The sequence below is a fragment of the Burkholderia sp. MSMB1835 genome, from assembly GCF_001526365.1.
Classification (GTDB): domain Bacteria; phylum Pseudomonadota; class Gammaproteobacteria; order Burkholderiales; family Burkholderiaceae; genus Burkholderia.
This window is the reverse complement of sequence record NZ_LOYP01000015.1, coordinates 208923-229053: the sequence shown is the minus strand read 5'-3', so window position 1 is coordinate 229053 and position 20131 is coordinate 208923. Positions and strand designations below refer to the sequence as shown.

Sequence of the window (20131 nt, the reverse complement as noted above, 5' to 3'; positions counted from 1 at the left end):
AAAGGAATTCATCCATGGCAAACGCTCGCAAAGTCATCATCACCTGCGCGCCGACCGGCGCGATCCACACGCCGTCGATGTCGCCGTACCTGCCCGTGACGCCGCACGAAATCGAAACGGCCGCGGTCGCGGCCGCGCAGGCCGGCGCGGCGATCCTCCACTTGCACGCACGCAACCCGTCCGACGGCAAACCAACGCAGGATCCGGCCGTGTTCGCCGAATTCCTGCCGCGCATCAAGGCCCGGACCGACGCGGTGATCAACCTCACGTCGGGCGGCAGCCCGCACATGACGGTCGACGAACGGCTGCAGCCCGCGCTGCATTTCCAGCCCGAGGTCGCGTCGTTGAACATGGGGTCGATGAACTTCGGGCTGTACCCGATGCTCGAGCGCTTCCGCGAGCTGAAGCATCCGTGGGAGCGCGAACATCTCGAGAAAAGCCGCGACCTCGTGTTCAAGAACACGTTCGCCGACATCGAGACGATCCTCACGCGCTGCGGCGCGAACGGCACGCGTTTCGAATTCGAGTGCTACGACATCTCGCATCTGTACAACCTCGCGCACTTCGTCGATCGCGGGCTGGCGAAGCCGCCGTTCTTCGTGCAAAGCGTGTTCGGCCTGCTCGGCGGGATCGGCGCGCACCCGGAAGACCTGATGCACATGCGCCGTACGGCCGACCGTCTGTTCGGCAGCGATTACGTGTGGTCGATCCTCGGCGCCGGGCGCAACCAGATTCCGCTCGCGACGATCGGCGCGGCGCAGGGTGCGAACGTACGCGTCGGACTCGAGGATTCGCTGTGGATCGCGCCGGGCAAGCTCGCGGAATCGAGCGCCGCGCAAGTCCTGAAAATGCGTCAGGTGCTCGAAGGCCTGTCGCTCGAGATCGCGACGCCGGCCGAGGCGCGCGCGATGCTCGCCCTCAAGGGCGGCGACGCGGTGAATTTCTGAGCGCCGGCTCGCGCCCGCAACACCCGTATCCGCAAGCACAGTGACGAGGCGCCGGCCCGAGCCGGCCGGCGCCAGGACGCCCTTGATCGCCCCGCTCCGTTCGAGCGCCGCCGGCGCGGCTCCGTCGTCTGCCCATTCGCTGCCTGCACCGCAGCGGCATCTGCCGAACGCGGCGCGCCGTGCTTGCCGTGCGCGCCGGTTCGCCCTTACCGGAGTCGTCCGCATGTCCACTCATCACGCTCAGGCCCTGTCGTCCGCCGCCGGCGACGCGAACGCGTCGCTGAACCGGCTGCTGTTCCGCAAACTCATGCCGCTGCTGATCGCCGCGTATGTGATCAGTTTTCTCGACCGCACCAACATCGCGTTCGCCAAACATTCGATGGGCGTCGATCTCGGCATTTCATCGGCCGCGTATGGGCTCGGCGCGGGGCTGTTCTTTCTCACCTACGCGCTCTTCGAAATCCCGAGCAACCTGATCATGCATCGCGTCGGCGCGCGCTTCTGGATCACGCGGATCATGATCACGTGGGGCGCGCTGTCGGTCGCGATGGCGTTCGTCGGCGGCGAGACGTCGTTCTACGTGATGCGCCTGCTGCTCGGCGCGGCCGAAGCCGGGCTGTTTCCCGGCGTGATGTTGTATTTGACGTACTGGTTCGGCCGCGAGGAGCGTGCGCGCGCCACCGGCTATTTCCTGCTCGGCGTGTGCATCGCCAACATCGTCGGCGGGCCGCTGGCCGGCGCACTGATCGAGCTCGACGGCACGCTCGGTTTCCACGGCTGGCAATGGCTGTTCGTCGTCGAAGGCATTCCGGCGATCCTGCTCGCGTTCGTCGTCTGGACGCGCTTGCCGGATCGGCCGAGCGCCGCGCCGTGGCTCGCCCCGGAAACCGGCCGCGCGCTCGAGCGCAAGCTGGCCGCCGAACAGGACGCGGGCGTCGCCGCGCACGGCGGCCACGCGTTCGGCGCCGCCCTGCGCGATCCGCAGATCTGGCTCGCGATTTTCGTGTACTTCTGCCACCAGTTGACCATCTACACGGTGATCTTCTTCCTGCCCGGCATCATCGGCGCATCGGGACGCCTCTCGCCGGTCGCGGTCGGGTTGCTGACGTCGCTGCCCTGGCTCGCCGCCGCGCTCGGGGCCGGGACGCTGCCGCGCTTCGCACGCGAGTCGCGTCACGCGCGCCGCATGCTGTGTGCGGGGCTGGTGGTCATGGCGGCCGGGATGATCGGCGCCGCGCATGCGTCGCCGTTGGCGGGACTGCTCTGCGTGTGCGTGGCCGCGTCCATGTTCTTCGTCGTGCAGTCGATCGTGTTCACGTTTCCGGCTTCGCGGCTCGCCGGCAGCGCGCTGGCCGGCGGGCTCGGGCTCGTGAATACGTGCGGGTTGCTCGGCGGCTTCGTCGGCCCGACCGTCATCGGCGCGATCGAACAGGCGACCGGCAATGCGAAGAACGGGCTGACGCTGCTGGCGGCCGCACTCGCCGTCGCGGCATGTGCGAGCCTCGCGTTGCGTCACGGACACGAGCGCGCCGACGGGCGCTCGCGCGACTGAAGGCGGACGACACTCGAGCCGACGGGATGCGGGCACGTCGCCGCCGGCATCCCGCCTCGCTTCGTCAGAACAGATACATCCCCGCGACGAACACCACGCCCGAGAACAACAGCGTCGTCACGCAATAGCCCATGATGTCGCGCACGCCGAGTCCCGCGATCGCCAGTGCGGGCAGCGCCCAGAACGGCTGCGCCATGTTGGTCCACGCCTCGCCGTACGCGATCGCCATGGCCGCCTTGCCGAGATCGGCGCCGAGCGCCTGCGCGGCCGGCATCACGAACGGTCCCTGCACGACCCAGTGGCCGCCGCCCGACGGCACCGCGAAATTGATCACGGCCGAACTCAGGAACGCGAGCAGCGGGAACGTATGGACGTTCGCGATATCGACGAACCATTTCGTGATCACGCCCGCGAGCCCGGAGTGATCCATCAGCGCCTGGATGCCCGCGTAGAACGGGAACTGGATCATGATCCCGGACGCGCCGCGCGCGGCGCCGGCCACCGCGCGCGCATAGGCCATCGGCGTCCGGTGCAGCAGGATGCCGGCCGCGAGGAACGCGAGGTTCACCGTGTCGATGTCGAGCGCGAAGCCCTTCTGCGCGAAACGCAGCACGAGGAACGCCGCGCACAGTGCCGCGACGACGATCGACAGCGCGCGGCTCTCTTCCATCCGTTCCGCGAACGTCGCGTCGGGCGCGAGCTTGCGCTCGACGCTCGGCGGCTCGGCGAGCAGCGCCGGATCGACGCTGACGACGTCGCCCGGCTTCGGCATCATCATCCGCGCGAGAAACGGCAGCATCACGATCAACCCGATCGTGATGAACGCGTTGTAGCCGGTGAAGATCGTGTCGGACACCGGAATCAAGCCGATGGTCTTTTCCATCGGATTGCCTTTCGTGGCCGCGACGAGCGGGACCGAACCCGACAGCCCGCCGTGCCAGCTCAGGAAGCCCATGTAGGCGGACGCGACGAGCAGCCGGTAGTCGCTGCCGGCCACGCGGCGCGCCACTTCGCGCGCCAGCATCGCGCCGAGCACGAGGCCGAAGCCCCAGTTGATCGCGCAGGCCAGCGCGCCGACGAACGCGACGAGCATCACGCCTTGCCCGGGCGTGCGCGCGGCGCTCGCGAGCGCGACGAGCAGGCGCCGCACGGGCGGCGAACTCGCGAGCGCGTGGCCCGTCACGAGGATCATGACCATCTGCATCGAGAACGCGAGCAGGTTCCAGAAGCCGGAACCCCACATCGTCGTGAGTTGCACGGGCGTGTTCGGCGTGAGCCCGAACGCAAGCGCGAACGTGACGATCGTCAGCAGGATCGCGAAAATCAACGGGTCGGGCAACACGCGGTGAACCACCTGCGTGAAGAAGCGGGAAATGCGCTGGATCAACTTGAGCTCCTCGTTTCCTGATAGGGACCTCCGCGCGTATCGTTGTTGGTTGAGGCGCGGAAACGCGCGGATTCTTGCACAGAACCGGCAGACGCGCTTTGGCGCACGCAGTCACGATCACGTCGTGTCGGAACAGGGAAACGGAAAAGGCGGCAGGATCCGCGCCGCCTTGGAAGGAAATGGCAGACCGTGCGTCAACGCACCGTCGTCGCCGGTGCGCTCATAGTCTCACCCACACTCACCCGCCGCTCCGCCAGCCGCTGCGCGCCCCGATACGCGACGAGCGCCCCCGCCACGGCCAGCAGCATCGGCACGAGGCTGTCGTGATTCGCGCGCGTGAATTCGAGCAGCAGCACGACGGCCGTGATCGGCATCTGCATTGACGCGGCGAGAAACGCGGTCGCGCCGATCAGCGCGCATCCGCCGAGCGATGCGCCGGGCCACACGATGCTCCACAGTCCGCCGAGCACGACACCGAGCAGCGCGCCGTTCGCGAGGCCCGGCGTCAGCAGCCCGCCTTCCGCGCCGGCCCGCAGGCTGCCGGCCTCGATCAGCACCTTCAGCACGAGCAGCGCCGCCGCGAGACCGATCGTCAGCGTGCCGTCGAAACTGAGCGACGCCGGGCCCTTGCCGTTGCCGAGCAGTTGCGGAAACTTCGTCGCGAGCACGCCGATCACCGCGAAGTTGAGCAGCGCGAACACCGGCAGCCGCCAGTCCTTCGGTGCGTTCGCCCGCGCGCGGGTCGTGAGCCGCACGAAACCGTACGCGGCGAAGCCGAACAGCGGCCCGCAAACGATCGACCATGCGACGAGCGGCGTGCTCGACACGAACGCCGGCACCGCGTACTGGTGTTCGTTGCCGAGACCGATCCATGCGACGACCGCCGCGATCGCGGACGTCACGACCGCCACGACCAGCGCACGCCATTCGAACGTGCCGAGCAGCACCTCCAGCACGAAGATCGCGCCGCCGAGCGGCACGTTGTAGACGGCCGCGAGCCCCGCGCCGGCGCCGCACACGACCATCAGCCGGCAGTCGTCGGGCGTGAGCCCCGCCGCATGGGCCAACCGCCCGGCGAGCAGCGCGCCGATCTCGCGCGGTGCGACTTCGCGGCCGAGCGGCGAGCCGAGCGCGACGGTGACGATCTGCAGCAGCGCATGGACCGTCGTGCTGACGAACGGCATCCGCGGATCGGCCGCACGCACCGCGCGGCGGATGCCGACGAGTGGCCGGCCGTATCGGTAAAGCGCCCACCAGCCGCCGCCCGCGACGATCCCGCACACCACCAGCACCGCGAGCCGACGCAACGGCTCGGCCCCACTCACGCCGCTGAGGAAACTCTCGGACCCGATCACGTGCGCGACGTCGTAGCCGTACGCGACGTGCTGGATCGCATGCAGCAGCAACGCGAGCAGCATGCCGCCGAGACCCGCGCCGATGCCGGTCAGGACCGTGACGACGGCCATGCGCGCGAATGGGCTGACGGGCGGCGACGAAGCAGCAGGAGCGGATGGAAGATCGAAGCGCATGGGGTCGGCGAACGGGATCGAAAAGACGGCGCGCACCGCGCACGCCGTCGTCAGGACCGCATCGTAGGCCCGCGCCAATCATGAGACAAACGTATTTTTCTGATCAACTCATGCATTTTCCGAATGCACGAACGCCGGCGGCCCGCGATGACCGCCTGCCGCGTCAGTCCGGATAGGTCAGGCGTTCCGGTTCGCGCCGCATGATGACTTTCCCGTGGCGCATCGACAGCGTGGCCTTCGCCTGCGTGCGCACGGCTTCGTAGTCGCTGTCCGCGTCGAGCACGACGAGATTCGCCGGACGCCCGACCGCGATGCCGTACCCGTCGCCGAGGTGCATCGCCGTCGCGCTATGGTCGGTCACGAAGTCGAGGCAGCGCTGCAGATCCTGGTAACCCATCATGTGGCAGATATGGAGACCCGCATCGAGCACGCGCAGGATGTTGCCGTTGCCGAGCGGATACCACGGATCCTTGATCGAATCCTGCCCGAAGCACACGTTGAGCCCGGCACGGTCGAGCTCCGCGACGCGCGTGACGCCGCGCCGCTTCGGGAACGTGTCGAAGCGCCCCTGCAGATGGATGCTCTCGGTCGGGCACGAGATGAAATTCAGCCCCGCCCGCTTCAGCAGCCGGAACAGCTTCGAGCAGTACGCGTTGTCGTACGAACCCATCGCGGTGGTATGGCTCGCGGTGACGCGTGCGCCCACGCCGCGCACGCGCGCCTCTTCCGCGAGCACTTCGAGAAAGCGCGAATGCGGATCGTCGGTCTCGTCGCAGTGCACGTCGACGAGGCAGCCCGTGCGTTCCGCGAGATCCATCAGGTAGCGGATCGAGCTGACGCCCTGCTCCCGCGTGTTCTCGAAATGCGGAATGCCGCCGACGACGTCCGCGCCGAGCTCGATCGCCTGCGCCATCAGCGCGCGGCCGCCGTCGAACGATTCGATGCCCTCCTGCGGGAACGCGACGATCTGCAGATCGATCAGCCCGCGCGCCTCGTCCTTCACCTCCAGCATCGCCTTGAGCGCGGCGAGCGTCGGATCGGTCACGTCGACGTGCGTGCGCACGTGCTGGATCCCGTGATCGCGCAGCATGCCGATCGCCGCATGCGCGCGTGCCTTCGTGTCCTCGTGCGTGATCGTCGCCTTGCGCTCGGCCCAGCGCTCGATGCCCTCGAACAGCGTGCCGCTCATGTTCCACGCGGGCTCGCCGGCCGTCAGCACGGCATCGAGGTGGATATGCGGTTCGACGAGCGGCGGAATCGCGAGGCGGCCGCCGCCGTCGATATGGTCGGGGTTCGTCGACGCGATCGGCGCGGTTTGCGCATCGATGCGCGCGATCCTGCCGGCATCGATGCCGATCGTGAACAGGCCGTCGCGGCCGCGCAAGCGTACGTTGAACAGGTTCATGGGGAGGCCTCTTGTCGTATGCGTGAACACGACCGCGCGATCGGCGTCGGCGGCCGTGCGGTCCGGGCGACCAGTATGGAGGAAAGCGGCGACGCGCACACGTGCCGCGCATGTTGCATCGACACGACAGCCGGCCGCACCGGGCCGAAGCCGCGTGCCGGTCGCCAGGCAGGAACCGCCGGCCCGGCGCGCACGCGCGTCGTCGTGTCGGTTTTGTGAACGACTCTTGCGGGATCAGGAACGGTGCGCTCGCGGCCGCTGCGTCCTTGCGCGCGCCGCGCATTCCTATACTTGCGCCGAACTTTGTTTCCAGTCCCACACGCAGGAGCTTCACGATGAAAAAAACCCTGATCGCCGGCGCGTGCGCCGGCGCCCTGTTCGCGCCGCTCGCCCACGCGCAAAGCTCGGTCACGCTGTACGGCCTGATCGACGCCGGCATCGCCTATACCAACAACGTGAACGGCGCGTCGCAGTGGCGCATGACGACCGGCACGATCAACGGCAGCCGCTTCGGCCTGCGCGGCGCCGAGGATCTCGGCGGCGGGCTGAAGGCATTGTTCGTGCTCGAAAACGGCTTCAACGCGAACAACGGCGGGCTCGGCCAGGACGGCAAGCTGTTCGGCCGGCACGCGTACGTCGGCCTGAGCCGCGCCGGCTACGGCACGCTGACGCTCGGCCGCCAGTACGACACGATGGTCGACTTCGTCGCGCCGTTGTCCGCGACGTCGGGCGATTTCGGCGATACGGGCTTCGCGCATCCGTTCGACAACGACAACCTGAACCACTCGCTGCGCATCAACAACGCGGTCAAGTACACGAGCGACACGATCGCGGGCTTCAAGGTCGGCGCGCTGTACGCGTTCTCCAACTCGGCGAACTTCGGCGCGAACCGCGCATACAGCGTGGCCGCGAGCTACACGAACGGTCCGCTGAAGCTGGCCGGCGCGTACCTGCAGATGAACGGCACGAAGGGCTCGACGAGCGCGAGCCCCGGCGCGACCGATTCGGCCGAAGCGAAGAGCCTGAACCAGGGCGGCTGGTCGATCGGCTCGGACCGCATGCGCACCTACGGCGGCGGTGTCGGCTACGTGTTCGGCCCGGTGACCGCCGGCTTCGTCTACACGCGCTCGCAGTACGACAACACGGGCGCGTTCGGCTCCAGCGGCCAGATCGCGTTCAACAACTACGACGTGAACGTGCGCTATGCGGTCACGCCGGCCATCAGTGTCGGCGCGGCCTATGTCTATACGGACGCCAGCGTGTCGAATCCCGACAGCAAGCATGGGACCGACCCGAAATGGCATCAGGTCGACCTGCAGGCCGTGTACAAGCTGTCGCGCCGCACCGACCTGTACGCGGAAGCGATGTTCCAGCATGCGTCGGGCCGCGGCTATCAGGCGTTCATCAACACGTCGGGTGGCGCATCCAGCACGGCGAACCAGGTGGTCGGCACGATCGGCATGCGCACGCGGTTCTGATCGGCGTCGCGCGGCGGCGTCCCTCTGCGCGGCACTCGTATGCACGACGCCCGTGTGCACGGCGCCCGTGTTCGCACACGGGTTCGGTCGCCGCGGGCGACGCCGCCAATGTTGTTCCTTCTGGAACGCAGCCCTCCTGGAATCGGGGTGTTTTCGCGTGGAAGCGCTGCGTAGACTGACGTCGAAGGTCGGAGCCGCGCATCGCGTGCGGCGTGTCGATCCGGCCACCCACCCCGTATTCAGGAGAACCACGTGAAATCGCTCGTCGTTACCGCGGCCGCCGCCGTCCTGCTTGCCGCACCGGCCCTGTCGTTCGCCCAGCAGGCGACATCGCCGGTCACGCGCGCGCAGGTGCTGCAGGAGCTGATCGATCTCGAATCGGTCGGCTACAACCCGGCGCGCGGCGAAGTCGGCAACTATCCGGACGACATCCTCGCGGCGCAGGAGCGACTGCAGGCGAAGCGTCTCGCCGAGCGCAAAGCGGCGCAGGCCGCGTACGGCCCGGCCGGCGAGCCGGCAACCGAATCGGGCGCGGCGGCGAGGCCCGCGCCGTGACGGTGCGCGTCGCTCGCATCGCGCATGCATGGCGAGCGACGCGTATTCGGCATGGAAATGAAACGACCCGCCGCGCGCCGATGCGCACGGCGTTCAGGCGGCCTGCGGTTCGCGGTCGATCGCGTTCAGCATCTCGACGTCGCGCGCGATCATCGCCGGCACCTGGGCGCGCAGCATCTCGACCCAGGTCCGCACCTTCGCATCGACGAAGCGGCGCGACGGGTACAGCGCATGCACGTTCATCTTCTGCAGGATATGCGCGGGCAGCACACGGACGAGCGTGCCGTCGCGCAGTGCATCGATCGCCGAATACAGCGGCAGCATGCCGATTCCGATGCCGTCGCGGATCGCGAGTGCGAGCGATTCGGCGGTATTGGTCTGCACGGGCCCGGCGACGTGAATCTGCTCGACGCCTTCGGGCCCTTCGAGCACCCATTCGTGCGTCGGGAACGCAGGCGTACACAGCGTCAGGCACGCGTGCGCGGCGAGATCCTGCGGGCGCGCCGGCACGCCGTGCCGTTTCACGTAATCGGGCGATGCGCACAGAATGCTGAACGTCGAGCCGAGCAGGTGCGACACGAGTTCCGAATCGGGCAACGACGACGCGGTGACGACGGCCATGTCGCTCGTGCCGTCGAACAGGTCGGGCATGCGCTGCGACAGCGACAGCTCGATCGATACGTCCGGAAACTGCGCGTGATAGCGCGTCAGCGCGGGCAACACGTAGTGGTGACCGACGCTCGCGAAGCTGTGCATGCGCAGCACGCCGGCCGGGCGCTCGTGCGCGCAGCTCGCCTCCTCTTCCGCGCGGTCCACGTCGGCGAGGATCTGGCGGCAGCGCCGCAGATAGCTTTCGCCGGCCGACGTGAGCGCGAGACGGCGCGTCGAGCGATTCATCAGACGGGTGCGCAGGCGCGCCTCGAGCTCCGACACCGCGCGCGACATCGCGCCCGTCGTCGAATTCAGCGATTGCGCGGCGGCGGTGAAGCTGCCCGTCTCGACGACGCGCGAAAACACCCGCATGTTTTGTAGGGTATCCATTCCTGTGAACGACCTGTAGCGGAGCCGCCATTTTCCTCCACGGAATGCGAGAGATTGTTACCTCGGCTGCAACTATCGTTTCCCCGCAACGGCGTTAATGCGCGCGCGCCGCCCTCCTACAATCGGCGCCTCCCCAGTCGAACGGGCCGTTCGGACGCGCCGCGGCACCGCGCCGGCCCCCTCTTTTCATGAAGCCACCACCTGCGATCGAGCGACCTTCCATCGAACCGGCACGATGGAGCGCGTGGCTCGACCCGCTCGGTGACGCGGCGCGCGACTGGGCCGCGACCGACGGATTGATCTGGCTGCACCTCGCGAAAACCGTGCTCGCGGCGCTGCTGGCGATGGGCATCGCGATGCGTCTGGAGATGTCGCAACCGCGCACCGCGATGACCACCGTGTTCGTGCTGATGCAGCCGCTGTCGGGCATGGTGTTCGCGAAGAGCTTCTACCGCGTGCTCGGCACGGCGGCCGGCCTCGTCGGCGCGCTCGCGCTCGGCGGGCTGTTCGCGCAGCAGCCCGAGCTGTACATGGCCGGCATCACGCTGTGGATCGGCGGCTGCATCGCACTCGCGGTGCGCAACCGCCATTTCCGCTGGTACGGCTTCGTGCTCGCCGGCTACACGGCCGCGCTGATCGGCCTGCCGGCCGTGATGACGCCGCAGACGCTGTTCCAGTCCGCGCTCACGCGCGCCGCGGAAGTCGCACTCGGCATCGCATGCTCGGGCGCGGTCAGCGCGCTGATCCTGCCGTTGAGCTCCGCGAAGGCGCTGATGCGCTCGTTGAGCGCGCGCCACGCGACGTTTGCCGCGTTCGCCGCCGGCGCGCTGTCGGGCGACGTCGCGCGCGGCGATTTCGAACGACGCTTCGCCGATTTCGTCGACGACATCGTCGGCTTCGAAGCCAACCGCGCGTTCGCGTCGTTCGAGGATCCGCACATTCGCGCGCGCAGCCGCCGGCTTGCGCGGCTGAACAGCGAGTTCATGAACGCCTGCACGCGGCTGCATGCACTGCACCAGCTCGTCAAACGGCTGCGCGCGAATCGCTCGGACGCGGTGCTCGACGCGCTGGCGCCGCACGTCGATGCGCTCGCGCTGCGCTTCGCCGCGTTGCGCGACGAATGCCGGCGCGGCCTCGCACCGGCGACCGGCGCATTGCTCGAACTGCGCCGCTTCCACGGTGCGTTGCCGAAGACCGCGCGCGCGTCGCGGCGGGTGATCGAGGACCATGCGGCGGGCGGCCTGCTCGACTTCGATACCGCGATCGAGCTGCTGTACCGGTTCGTCGCCGAATATCTCGGCTACGTCGACACGTACGCGTCGCTCGACCAGGACGATCACGCGTTCGAGCGCTCGGTCACCCATTACGCGGTGAAAACCAACGCGTTCTTCGTCGGTTTCGCGTTCCTGCGCACGGTGGTCGCCGTCGGTGCGATGAGCGCGTTCTGGATCGCGTCCGAATGGCCGAGCGGCTCGCTCGCGGTGATCGCCACCGCGATCGCATGCGCGCTCAGCTCGACCTCGCCGCGCGCGCCGAAGTTCGTCGCGCAGATGGGTGTCGGTGCGGCGTGCGCGACCGCGGTCGGCTACCTGTTCCTGTGCTACGTCTATCCGAACATCGACGGCTTTCCGCTGCTGTGCGCGGCGCTTGCGCCGGTGCTGGGCCTCGGCGCGTTTCTCGCGATGCGGCCCGGGTTGTCCGGCTACGGAATCGGCTTCGCGGTGTTCTTCTGCCTGCTCGCAGGCCCCGACAACGCGATCGCGTATACGCCTGAAGTGCTGATCAACAACGGGCTGGCGATCGTCGTCGCGATGCTCGCTTGCGCGCTCGTGTTCGCCGTCGTGTTCCCGACGCACATGCGCTGGCTCACCGGCCGGATCGCGCACGACTTGCGCCGCCAGGTCACGCTGGCGTGCGAAGGCGCGCCGGACGGCCTCGCGCAGCGCTTCCAGTCGAGCACGCACGACCTGATGGCGCAACTGCGCACGCTGCTGGTGCGCCGCACGCGGCAGCATCGCGATGCGCTGCGCTGGATGTTGTCGACGCTCGAGGTCGGCCACGCGGTCATCGACCTGCGCGACGAGTTGCACGCGTTCCGGGCATCGAAACCGCCGCAGACGCTGCGCTGGACCGGTTCGATCGATGCGGTCCTGCTCGAACTGCCGCGCTTCTTCGACGATCCGACGCCCGTTCGCCATGCGCGCACGCTGAAATCCGTGAATCTCGCGATCCGCGCGGCGCAGCATGCGCTGCAGGCGTGGTACGCGGTGCCCGACGCGCGTCGCAACATGCAGCGAATCGTCGGCTGTCTGCACTTCATGCGCAGCGCGCTGCTCGACAAGGACGCGCCGTTCAATCGGCATCGCCGTTGAAGCTCGATGCGCGCGCAACGGGATCGTTGTTCCGGATGGAAATAAGCTCTCCACCCGCGGCGATTAATCTTCAAGCAGTGCGAGCCTATAGTTTCCTCACTGCCAGCGAGACTGGCACTCACCCAGGAGAAACAAAATGAAGCCGCTGCACCTCGCCCTCGTTGCCCTGTCGCTCACCGCTGCCGTCGCCCACGCGCAGCCGGCGCCGGCAGACGCCGCACCGCAACAGGCGAACCGCGCCGAGGCGATCAAGGCCGCCGGCCGCGTCGATCGCGCGCAATCGAAGCAGGAAGACCCGAACGCCTGCGTCGGCCCCGTCAGCTTCTGCAACATCTACTTCGGCAGCTGAGCATGACGCCGCCTCGTCACGGCCAGGCCCGCATCGCCCGCACCGCACGCACGACGTGCGCGGGCGGACGGCGGTCCGGCCGATCGCCGCATCGCCGCCCCGCTCCCCGCCGCTTCGATTGAAGCGGCGCTTGCCGTTTCAGGCGCCGCGCCCCGGCCGCCAGCCCACTTCGCGCAACGCATCCAGCAAGCGCGCCTGCCCGAGCCCTTCGACCCGCGCCCCGCGCGACTCGACGTCGCCGCCCGCGACGAGCGCATTCACGATCGCCTCCTCCACCGCTTCCGCCGCCGCGACGAACAGCGCGGAAATATGGTCGTTGTTGACCATCCGCACGTCGGCGGTCGGCATGCCCTTGCTGCCGTAGTTCGCTGCCGGCAAGCCGTCGTTACCGGTTGCGAACGCAACGAAGATGTCGCCGCTCGAATCCTCGGTGCCGCCGCCCACGCGGGCGAGCCCGACGCTCGCGCGCTGCGCGAGACGCGTGCATTGATGCGGCAGCAACGGGGCGTCGGTCGCGATCGTGACGACGATCGAGCCCATGCCGGCTTCGCCCTTCGCCTCTGCGTCGCGGAACGGCGAATGCACGTGCCGCAGCACTTCGCCGACCGGGTAGCCGGCCACGCGCAGCATCTCGCGCACGCCGTAATTCGCCTGCACGAGCGCGCCGACGGTCCAGCCGCCCGCGTCGCTCGCCAGCACGCGCGACGCGGTGCCGATCCCACCCTTGAACTCATGGCAAATCATGCCCGTGCCGCCGCCCACGCCGCCTTCGGCAACCGGCCCCGACTGGGCGGCAGCCAGCGCGCGCCGGACATGCGCGGCGTTCACGTGCTGCCCCCAGATGTCGTTCAGCAGTCCGTCGTAGGTTTCCATCACGACCGGCATGCACCAGTACACGCGGCCTGCCGCCGCTTCGCGTTCGTTCGCGACGAGCGCGTCGCGCACCGCGCCGACACTGTGCGTGTTCGTATAGGCGATCGGCGTCGTCAGCAGGCCGGCTTCGCGAATCCATTCGAGCCCGGTCGCGTCGCCGTTGCCGTTCAGCACGTGCACGCCCGCGAAGCACGGCGAATCGTGCGCGGCGCCCGCGCGCGGCTCGACGACGGTGACGCCGGTGCGGACCGACGCGTCGCCGTTCTCGATGTTCAGCGTGCAATGTCCGACCCGCACGCCCGGCACGTCCGTGATCGCGTTGAAGCGGCCCGGCGTGCCGAGTCCGATACGGATGCCGAGATCCCTCGTGCGCATGATGCGATTCCTCCCGTCTTTCAATGGTTCGGTGTGTCGATGGTACAAGGTGTCGATCCGGTGCTCAGAGCGCGCGGAACGCGTCGCTGTGGCGCGCCCAGGCCACGTACATCACGAGTGCCGCGACCAGCAGCCCCGCGATGATGATCAGGTCGGTGGGCTTCGTCGCCGTCGCCAACGTCGTGACCAGCGTATACGCGGCGCCGGCTACCGCGACGAGCGGCGTCGCGGGCCACAGCGGCATCCGGTAGTGATGCTCGACGTCGCGGCGCACGAACCGGCTCGCGAGTGCGGCCAGCCCGACGACGAGATAGATCAGCAGCAACAGGTCGACCGTGAACGCGGTCAACTCGTCGAGGCTCGACACGAACACGAGCCCGGCCGACGGTATCGCAAGCGCGAGCGTCGCGAGCCACGGCGATTCGAGGCGCGGATGAATCGTCGAGAACGCGCGGTTGCAGGTGCGCGACCAGAGCGCGTGCCGGCCGCTGCTGTACAGCAGGCGGCCCATCGTGATCACGATCGCGATGATCGCGTTGAACACCGACAGGAAGATCCCGCCGCTGACCACGCGCGACACGGCCGGATTGCTCAGCGAGCGCACGACGTAGCCGATCGGATCGGCGCTCTTCGTCAGGTCGCTCAGCGACGGCGCACCCAGCACGATCGCGGTGAGCGGAACCAGTTCGACGACGAGGATCACGAGCAGCGAATAGATCACCGCCTTCGCGACGTTGCGATTGCCGCCGCGCAGGTCTTCCGCGAGATAGGCTGCCGAGCCGAAGCCGTTGTAGCAGAAGATCGCGGTGCCGATCGCGGGCACGATGGCCGCGAGCGTCGCCGGCACGAGCGCATTGCCGCTCGCGACGACCGGTGCGATCAGCACGTCGGCGCCGCGGTGCGGCGCCCCGAAACCGAGCCCCGCGATCAGCATCAGCACGCCGATTTCGACGACCAGGAACGCACCGGTGATCCATGCGTTCGTCTTGATGTTCAGCATGCCGAGCAGATAGCTGAGCAGCACGATCGTCAGCGCGACCGACTGGTTGCCGAAGTGCGTGCCGAGCGCGTTGTTCAGGTACGGCGCGGCGCCGCTCGCGAGCACGGCCGGGATGAACACGCTGACGGACAGCACCGTGATGAAGGTCAGGTAGCCGGGCAGCGTGCCGAACACGCGCTTGGCCATCACGTATTCGCCGCCCGCGCTGCGGTGCGCGGCGCTGAGTTCCGCATAGCAGAGCGCGAACGCGAGCGCGAGCACGCCGCCGAGCACGAACGACAGCACGGCGCCGCTGCCGGCCTGCTGGATCGCGAACGGCGCGATCACGAAGATCGAGCTGGCCGGCGTCACGCCCGACACGGTGATCATCACCGCATCGCGCACGCTGAGCGTCTGCGACAACGCGCGCGGCGCGTCTTCCGTTGCAGGCGCCGCTTGCAGGCTGCCCGTCGATTCCGACATCATCGCCATTTCGTTCTCCTGTCGCTCCTATCCTGCGTATTTTTGAACACCCATACTCGGGCCCGATTGATTGCGTGGCAGTCTAGGAAGCCAATTTCAGGACCGCTATTCCCCCTTCGTGTTACGCCCTTCCGGTGGTGGTATGGATCGTCTCTTTTCCGAAATCGCGATGCACCAGGCGCTTGGCCGCGCAATCGATCATCTCGGCCAGCCGCGCTTCTGGCGGTTCCTCGTGCTGCTGCTCAACGAAATGACGCCGTTCGACAATGCGCTCGCGACCGCGATCGGCCGCGACGGCGTGCCGCTCGTGCTCGACGAATACGACACGGGCGGCACCGACGCCGCGTCGCCGGTGCCGCTTTACCTGAATGGGTTATATCTGCTCGATCCGTTCCTGCAGGCCGCGCACGACGGGCTCGCCGACGGCTGCTACCGGCTCGAGGAAGTCGCACCCGACCTGTTCCGGCAGAGCGAGTATTTCCTGAGCTATTTCCGCGACGCGGTCGGCGACGACGAGATCCAGATTCTCGTGCGGCCGAACGCCGACACGCTGCTGTCGCTGTCGCTCGGCGCATCGACGCGCTTCGACGTCGAGCCGCTCGGCAAGCTGACGGCCGCGATGCCGTGGGTGATCGCGACGATCCGGCAGCATTGGCGGCTGGTGGGCGACACCGCACGCGCGACGCCCGACGCGGGCCTCGGCGCGCGCGTCGAGCAGGCGCTCGCGCGCTTCGGCGCGGGCGTGCTGACCGATCGCGAGATGGCGATCGCACGCATGGTGCTGCGCGGCAATTCGTCGAAGGCGATCGCCGAGCGGCTCGCGATTTCGCCCGAAACGGTGAAGGTGCATCGGCGGCACCTTTACGCGAAGCTCGGGATCGCGTCGCAGCCGGAACTGTTTTCGCGGTTCATCCAGGCGCTGGGCGAGGACGACGCAGCCGGTTGAGCGAAACGCACGCCGGCACACGCCCTGCGTCGCCGCCGACGGCCTAGTGGCCGAGCAGCTTGGCGCCGACGAAATCGGCCACGCGCTGCTGTGCGTCCGCGCGTGCGGCGGGCTCCGTGCCTGTAATCGGCACGACGCCGGCGCGCGTCGTGAACGACGCGATCGCGTGCACCGGCATGTTCGGCCAGTCGAAATCGTGATATGCACCCGGATACGCATGGAAAGTCGCGTCCGTGCCCGGCGCGACCGAATCGAACAGCGTCTTGCAGGCGGCGTACGGCGTCCACACGTCGCCCTCGCCGATCAGCACGAGCAGCGGCACGGGGCTCTGCCAGGCCGGTCCCTGCGCGGTCGTGTTGCAACTGGCCGGATAGAACGCGACGGCCGCGCGGAAGTCGCCGGCCGGCAGCGATGCCGGCCGGGCCGGGCTGGACGCCCGGATCGCGTTCAGCACCGTGCCGCCGCCCTGCGACCAGCCGAGTACGCCGATCCGATCGGGTTGCACGGTGTCGAGCGTCTGCAGATACCGCAGCGCGCCATACGCGTCGAACGGCCGCGCCCGATAGATGTCGCCGACGAAATGCGCGGGCGCGCACATCTCGCCGTGACCGCGCGGCGTGAAGCTGTCGACTTCGAGCACGGTGACGCCGGCCGCGTTGAAGCGTTCGGCCCAGTCGCGATCGCGCGCGTAGAGCTTGCCGGACCTGGCGAACATCCCGCCGCAGCCGTGCAGAAACACGAGCGCCGGATGGCGGCCGGCGCCGGGCGCAGGAAACAGATAGCCGTCGAGCATCGTCGTCGGGCTGTCGGTCGACGGGAAGTGGACGACGGTCTGCGCACCGGCGATCGCGGAGGCACAACCCAGTAACATCGCCGTCAGCAACTTGCGCATCGGTCGCTCCCGCGTGGTCGGATGACACGACAACGGCAACGGGGTGGCCGCGGTTGACACACCCCGGCGGGCGGCGCGCGACGGCAAAACGTCAGCTTCGCGCCGCGCGACTATGTTCACCTGCCCGATTCGATGAACCCGCCATCCGGCGCCGGATGCGGCACGTACCAGCCGAAATACACTTCGGCCTCGACGATCCGGCCATCGCGAATACGCAACCGTTCGGCATTGCGGAACCGCCTGCCGGCGGTCGTGACGGCTTCGTACACGACGAACACGTAGTCGCCGTGCACGGCGACGTCGACGAATTCGAAACCGGCAAGCATTTCGCTGTTCGGCCAGCAGCGTGCGAGATACGCATCGCGGTCGAGCCGGTTGTCGAGCGGGCTCGTGAAATGGAAATCCGGCGCGATCAGCGCTTCGATCGCGTCGCGGTCCTTGTCGACATACGCGCGATAGCTGGCGCGCGCAACATCGCCTGGGTCCCGAAGCATCGTCGTCACCTCCCGGAAAAGGCTCGGCGCGAGCCCGGCTCGCGCTGACGGAGATATTCCGGCGGAACGCGCGCGATGTCATCCACGCAAACCCGTATCGCGGTCGTTGCCTCCGCAACGCACGCGCGGCGCAGGCTCGGGGACGGATGCCGAATACCCGGGCACATCGACGATCGCCGCGCCGTTGCGCGCTGCGTGCGTGACGCCGATATGCCCCCCGATCTTCTCGCAGCGTCGCCAAAAACCGCCTATCGTGAATAAGGCGCCCCGTTTGTCGCCATTCGCCCCGGCATCGCTCGCGCGGGCGGGCTGGCGGCGACGGCGCCGTGCTCCGGCACCATTCATCGCGATTCCGGCGCACGCTCGCCCGTGCGCGATCGCGGCCGCCCACCGGACCATCAGGAGGCACTCATGAAAGCCGCGCTGCTCGTCAGCTCCGCCCTGCTCGCCATTGCGTCAGCTTCGGCCACGGCCCAGGGATCCATCACGAAGGAAGAAAACGGCGCGCTCGTCGCCGCGAACGGGATGACCGTCTACACGTTCGACAAAGACAAACCCAACGCCGGCACCAGCGCCTGCACGGGCCCATGCGAAACCCTCTGGCCGCCGTACAAGGCCAGCGCGACCGACGTGCCGGTCGGCCCCTACACGATCGTCAAGCGCGACGACGGCAGCCCGCAATGGGCATACAAGGGCAAGCCGCTGTACTTCTTCTCGAAGGACATGAAACAGGGCGAGCGCAACGGCGACAACTTCAAGAACGTATGGCACGTGGTCGCGCCGTAAGCCTTCTTGCGCCGCGTTCCGCGCCTATCGCACGGACGTGAAAAAGCCCGCCCCGATCGTCGATCGAGGCGGGCCTCGTCGGCCTCGCACGCCGCACCGGCTGCATGCAACCGGGCGCGCGTCGCGTCAGCGATTCGACGGGAAGCTGAACACCGTCCCTTCGCGCACGCCGGCCGACGGCCAGCGCTGCGTGATCGTCTTGCGCTTCGTGTAGAACCGCACGGCATCCGGGCCGTATGCATGCAGGTCGCCGAACAGCGAACGCTTCCAGCCGCCGAACGAGTGGTACGCGACCGGCACCGGCAGCGGCACGTTGATGCCGACCATGCCGATCTGGATGTTGTCGCTGAAGTAGCGAGCCGCTTCGCCGTCGCGCGTGAACAGGCACGTGCCGTTCCCGTATTCGTGCGCGTCGATCAGCGCCATCGCTTCGTCGAGCGACTTCAGCCGGATCACGCCGAGCACCGGCCCGAAGATCTCGTGCTGGTAGATCGGCATGCCGGGCTTCACGTTGTCGAACAGGCACGGGCCGAGGTAGTAGCCGCCGTCGTGGCCGTCGACCTTCACGCCGCGGCCGTCGACGACGAGCGTCGCGCCCGCCGCCACACCCGCGTCGACGAAGCCCGTCACCTTCTCGAAATGCTGCTGCGTGACGAGCGGCCCCATGTCGACGCCCGCGCCGTTGCCCGGCCCGACCTTCATCTTCTCGATCTCGGCCTTCAGCCCCGCGACGACCTGGTCGCCCGTTTCGTCGCCGATCGCGACGACCAGCGGAATCGCCATGCAGCGCTCGCCGCACGAGCCGTACGCGGCGCCCATCAGCGCGTTCACCGCGTTGCCGATGTCGGCATCCGGCATCACGACCGCGAAATTCTTCGCGCCGCCGAGCGCCTGCACGCGCTTGCCGTGCGCGCAGCCGGTCGAATAGATGTATTCGGCGATCGGCGTCGAGCCGACGAAGCTCACGGCCTTCACGCGCGGATCGGTCAGGATCGTGTCGACCGCTTCCTTGTCGCCGTTCACGACGTTCAGCACGCCCGGCGGCAGGCCGGCTTCGAGCGCGAGCTCGGCCATGCGCAGCGTCGACGACGGCGTACGCTCGGACGGCTTCAGCACGAACGTGTTGCCGCACGCGACGGCCATCGGCCACATCCACAGCGGCACCATCACCGGGAAGTTGAACGGCGTGATGCCGGCCGCGACGCCGAGCGCCTGGAACTCGCTCCACGAATCGATCGCGGGGCCGACGTTCTTGCTGTGCTCGCCCTTCAACAGCTCGGGCACGTAGGTCGCGTATTCGACGTTCTCGATCCCGCGCTGCAGCTCGCCCATCGCATCGGCGAGCACCTTGCCGTGCTCGGCCGTGATCAGCGCGCAGAGTTCTTCCGCGTGCTCCTCGAGCAGCGTCTTGAAGCGGCTCATCACGCGGGCGCGCTTCAGCGGCGGCGTGTTGCGCCATGCCGGGAACGCGGCCTGCGCGGACGCGATCGCGGCTTCGACGGTCAGCTTGTCGGCGAGCGCGACGCTCTTGTGCGATTCGCCGGTCGCCGGGTCGAACACCGGCTGGACGCGGCTGCCGCCGTCGACGCGCTTGCCGTCGATCAGGTGGCCGACGGTGGAGGTCACATTGCTGTCGTGTTTCATCGTTCAGGCTCTTTCGTGAATTCGGTTGTCGCTTGGAACGAGCG

17 protein-coding genes are annotated in these 20131 nt (G+C 68.2%); 8 read left to right on the top strand and 9 right to left on the bottom strand.

All coding sequences use genetic code 11. The features are described 5' to 3' along the window. Positions 1-14: 14 nt before the first annotated feature. Both WS96_RS07540 and WS96_RS07535 read left to right on the top strand, forming a co-directional pair. Positions 15-947: a 3-keto-5-aminohexanoate cleavage protein gene (locus WS96_RS07540; RefSeq protein ID WP_006479084.1), complete on the top strand. Its 933-nt coding sequence runs from the start codon at positions 15-17 to the stop codon at positions 945-947. 223 nt (positions 948-1170) lie between these two features. Continuing rightward, positions 1171-2499: an MFS transporter gene (locus WS96_RS07535; protein WP_059831567.1), complete on the top strand. Its 1329-nt coding sequence runs from the start codon at positions 1171-1173 to the stop codon at positions 2497-2499. 64 nt (positions 2500-2563) lie between these two features. On the opposite strand, the gene WS96_RS07530 is transcribed toward WS96_RS07535, so the two are convergent. The 3 genes from WS96_RS07530 to codA all read right to left on the bottom strand — a co-directional run bounded on the left by WS96_RS07530 (position 2564) and on the right by codA (position 6820). Next, entirely contained in the window at positions 2564-3886 is a 1323-nt protein-coding gene (locus tag WS96_RS07530) for a TIGR00366 family protein (protein WP_034204880.1), read from the bottom strand. Positions 3887-4080: 194 nt separating this feature from the next. Further along, on the bottom strand, positions 4081-5415 hold the full coding sequence (locus WS96_RS07525) for a chloride channel protein (RefSeq protein WP_059831678.1): 1335 nt from the start codon (positions 5413-5415) through the stop codon (positions 4081-4083). Between the two features lie 163 nt (positions 5416-5578). Next, positions 5579-6820, bottom strand: coding sequence for a cytosine deaminase (gene codA, locus WS96_RS07520; RefSeq protein WP_059831565.1), 1242 nt, complete (start codon positions 6818-6820; stop codon positions 5579-5581). A gap of 335 nt (positions 6821-7155) precedes the next feature. Between codA and WS96_RS07510 the strand changes: the two genes are divergently transcribed. After that, entirely contained in the window at positions 7156-8298 is a 1143-nt protein-coding gene (locus WS96_RS07510) for a porin (protein ID WP_059831562.1), read from the top strand. 252 nt (positions 8299-8550) lie between these two features. Beyond that, positions 8551-8853 carry a DUF4148 domain-containing protein gene (locus WS96_RS07505; RefSeq protein ID WP_059831561.1) on the top strand — a complete coding sequence of 101 codons (303 nt, stop codon included), beginning with the start codon at positions 8551-8553 and terminating at the stop codon, positions 8851-8853. 93 nt (positions 8854-8946) lie between these two features. Here WS96_RS07505 and WS96_RS07500 read toward each other — a convergent pair whose 3' ends face one another. Beyond that, entirely contained in the window at positions 8947-9894 is a 948-nt protein-coding gene (locus WS96_RS07500) for a LysR family transcriptional regulator (RefSeq protein WP_059783581.1), read from the bottom strand. Positions 9895-10082: 188 nt separating this feature from the next. On the opposite strand from WS96_RS07500, the gene WS96_RS07495 reads away from it, so the two are divergent. Further along, complete coding sequence (locus WS96_RS07495; protein WP_059831559.1) at positions 10083-12266, top strand: FUSC family protein; 2184 nt, start codon at positions 10083-10085, stop codon at positions 12264-12266. A gap of 136 nt (positions 12267-12402) precedes the next feature. Beyond that, positions 12403-12615: a hypothetical protein gene (locus WS96_RS07490; RefSeq protein ID WP_034204888.1), complete on the top strand. Its 213-nt coding sequence runs from the start codon at positions 12403-12405 to the stop codon at positions 12613-12615. A gap of 138 nt (positions 12616-12753) precedes the next feature. Here WS96_RS07490 and WS96_RS07485 read toward each other — a convergent pair whose 3' ends face one another. Together WS96_RS07485 and WS96_RS07480 are read right to left on the bottom strand one after the other, a co-directional pair. Next, positions 12754-13863, bottom strand: coding sequence for a DmpA family aminopeptidase (locus WS96_RS07485; protein ID WP_059831557.1), 1110 nt, complete (start codon positions 13861-13863; stop codon positions 12754-12756). Between the two features lie 64 nt (positions 13864-13927). Further along, positions 13928-15334 carry an APC family permease gene (locus WS96_RS07480; RefSeq protein ID WP_059831556.1) on the bottom strand — a complete coding sequence of 469 codons (1407 nt, stop codon included), beginning with the start codon at positions 15332-15334 and terminating at the stop codon, positions 13928-13930. Positions 15335-15467: 133 nt separating this feature from the next. Between WS96_RS07480 and WS96_RS07475 the strand changes: the two genes are divergently transcribed. After that, positions 15468-16271 (top strand): helix-turn-helix transcriptional regulator, encoded by an 804-nt coding sequence (locus WS96_RS07475; protein ID WP_059783589.1) that lies wholly within the window; start codon positions 15468-15470, stop codon positions 16269-16271. 43 nt (positions 16272-16314) lie between these two features. Here WS96_RS07475 and WS96_RS07470 read toward each other — a convergent pair whose 3' ends face one another. Further along, positions 16315-17163, bottom strand: coding sequence for a dienelactone hydrolase family protein (locus WS96_RS07470; RefSeq protein WP_059831554.1), 849 nt, complete (start codon positions 17161-17163; stop codon positions 16315-16317). Positions 17164-17279: 116 nt separating this feature from the next. After that, positions 17280-17657: a nuclear transport factor 2 family protein gene (locus WS96_RS07465; protein WP_059831676.1), complete on the bottom strand. Its 378-nt coding sequence runs from the start codon at positions 17655-17657 to the stop codon at positions 17280-17282. 411 nt (positions 17658-18068) lie between these two features. Here WS96_RS07465 and WS96_RS07460 point away from each other — a divergent pair, with 411 nt between their 5' ends. Further along, entirely contained in the window at positions 18069-18443 is a 375-nt protein-coding gene (locus WS96_RS07460) for a COG4315 family predicted lipoprotein (RefSeq protein ID WP_027782957.1), read from the top strand. A gap of 126 nt (positions 18444-18569) precedes the next feature. On the opposite strand, the gene WS96_RS07455 is transcribed toward WS96_RS07460, so the two are convergent. Beyond that, positions 18570-20087, bottom strand: coding sequence for a CoA-acylating methylmalonate-semialdehyde dehydrogenase (locus WS96_RS07455; RefSeq protein ID WP_059831552.1), 1518 nt, complete (start codon positions 20085-20087; stop codon positions 18570-18572). Positions 20088-20131: the final 44 nt, after the last annotated feature.

Bases quoted from the DNA above. Each gene is read 5' to 3' on its own strand.
- WS96_RS07510 (WP_059831562.1), top strand. From the start codon at position 7,156: ATGAAAAAAACCCTGATCGCCGGCGCGTGCGCCGGCGCCCTGTTCGCG.
- WS96_RS07460 (WP_027782957.1), top strand. From the start codon at position 18,069: ATGAAAGCCGCGCTGCTCGTCAGCTCCGCCCTGCTCGCCATTGCGTCA.
- WS96_RS07495 (WP_059831559.1), top strand. From the start codon at position 10,083: ATGAAGCCACCACCTGCGATCGAGCGACCTTCCATCGAACCGGCACGA.
- WS96_RS07485 (WP_059831557.1), bottom strand. From the start codon at position 13,863: ATGCGCACGAGGGATCTCGGCATCCGTATCGGACTCGGCACGCCGGGC.
- WS96_RS07470 (WP_059831554.1), bottom strand. From the start codon at position 17,163: ATGCGCAAGTTGCTGACGGCGATGTTACTGGGTTGTGCCTCCGCGATC.
- WS96_RS07540 (WP_006479084.1), top strand. From the start codon at position 15: ATGGCAAACGCTCGCAAAGTCATCATCACCTGCGCGCCGACCGGCGCG.
- WS96_RS07525 (WP_059831678.1), bottom strand. From the start codon at position 5,415: ATGCGCTTCGATCTTCCATCCGCTCCTGCTGCTTCGTCGCCGCCCGTC.
- codA (WP_059831565.1), bottom strand. From the start codon at position 6,820: ATGAACCTGTTCAACGTACGCTTGCGCGGCCGCGACGGCCTGTTCACG.
- WS96_RS07490 (WP_034204888.1), top strand. From the start codon at position 12,403: ATGAAGCCGCTGCACCTCGCCCTCGTTGCCCTGTCGCTCACCGCTGCC.
- WS96_RS07455 (WP_059831552.1), bottom strand. From the start codon at position 20,087: ATGAAACACGACAGCAATGTGACCTCCACCGTCGGCCACCTGATCGAC.
- WS96_RS07475 (WP_059783589.1), top strand. From the start codon at position 15,468: ATGGATCGTCTCTTTTCCGAAATCGCGATGCACCAGGCGCTTGGCCGC.
- WS96_RS07480 (WP_059831556.1), bottom strand. From the start codon at position 15,334: ATGGCGATGATGTCGGAATCGACGGGCAGCCTGCAAGCGGCGCCTGCA.
- WS96_RS07465 (WP_059831676.1), bottom strand. From the start codon at position 17,657: ATGCTTCGGGACCCAGGCGATGTTGCGCGCGCCAGCTATCGCGCGTAT.
- WS96_RS07535 (WP_059831567.1), top strand. From the start codon at position 1,171: ATGTCCACTCATCACGCTCAGGCCCTGTCGTCCGCCGCCGGCGACGCG.
- WS96_RS07500 (WP_059783581.1), bottom strand. From the start codon at position 9,894: ATGGATACCCTACAAAACATGCGGGTGTTTTCGCGCGTCGTCGAGACG.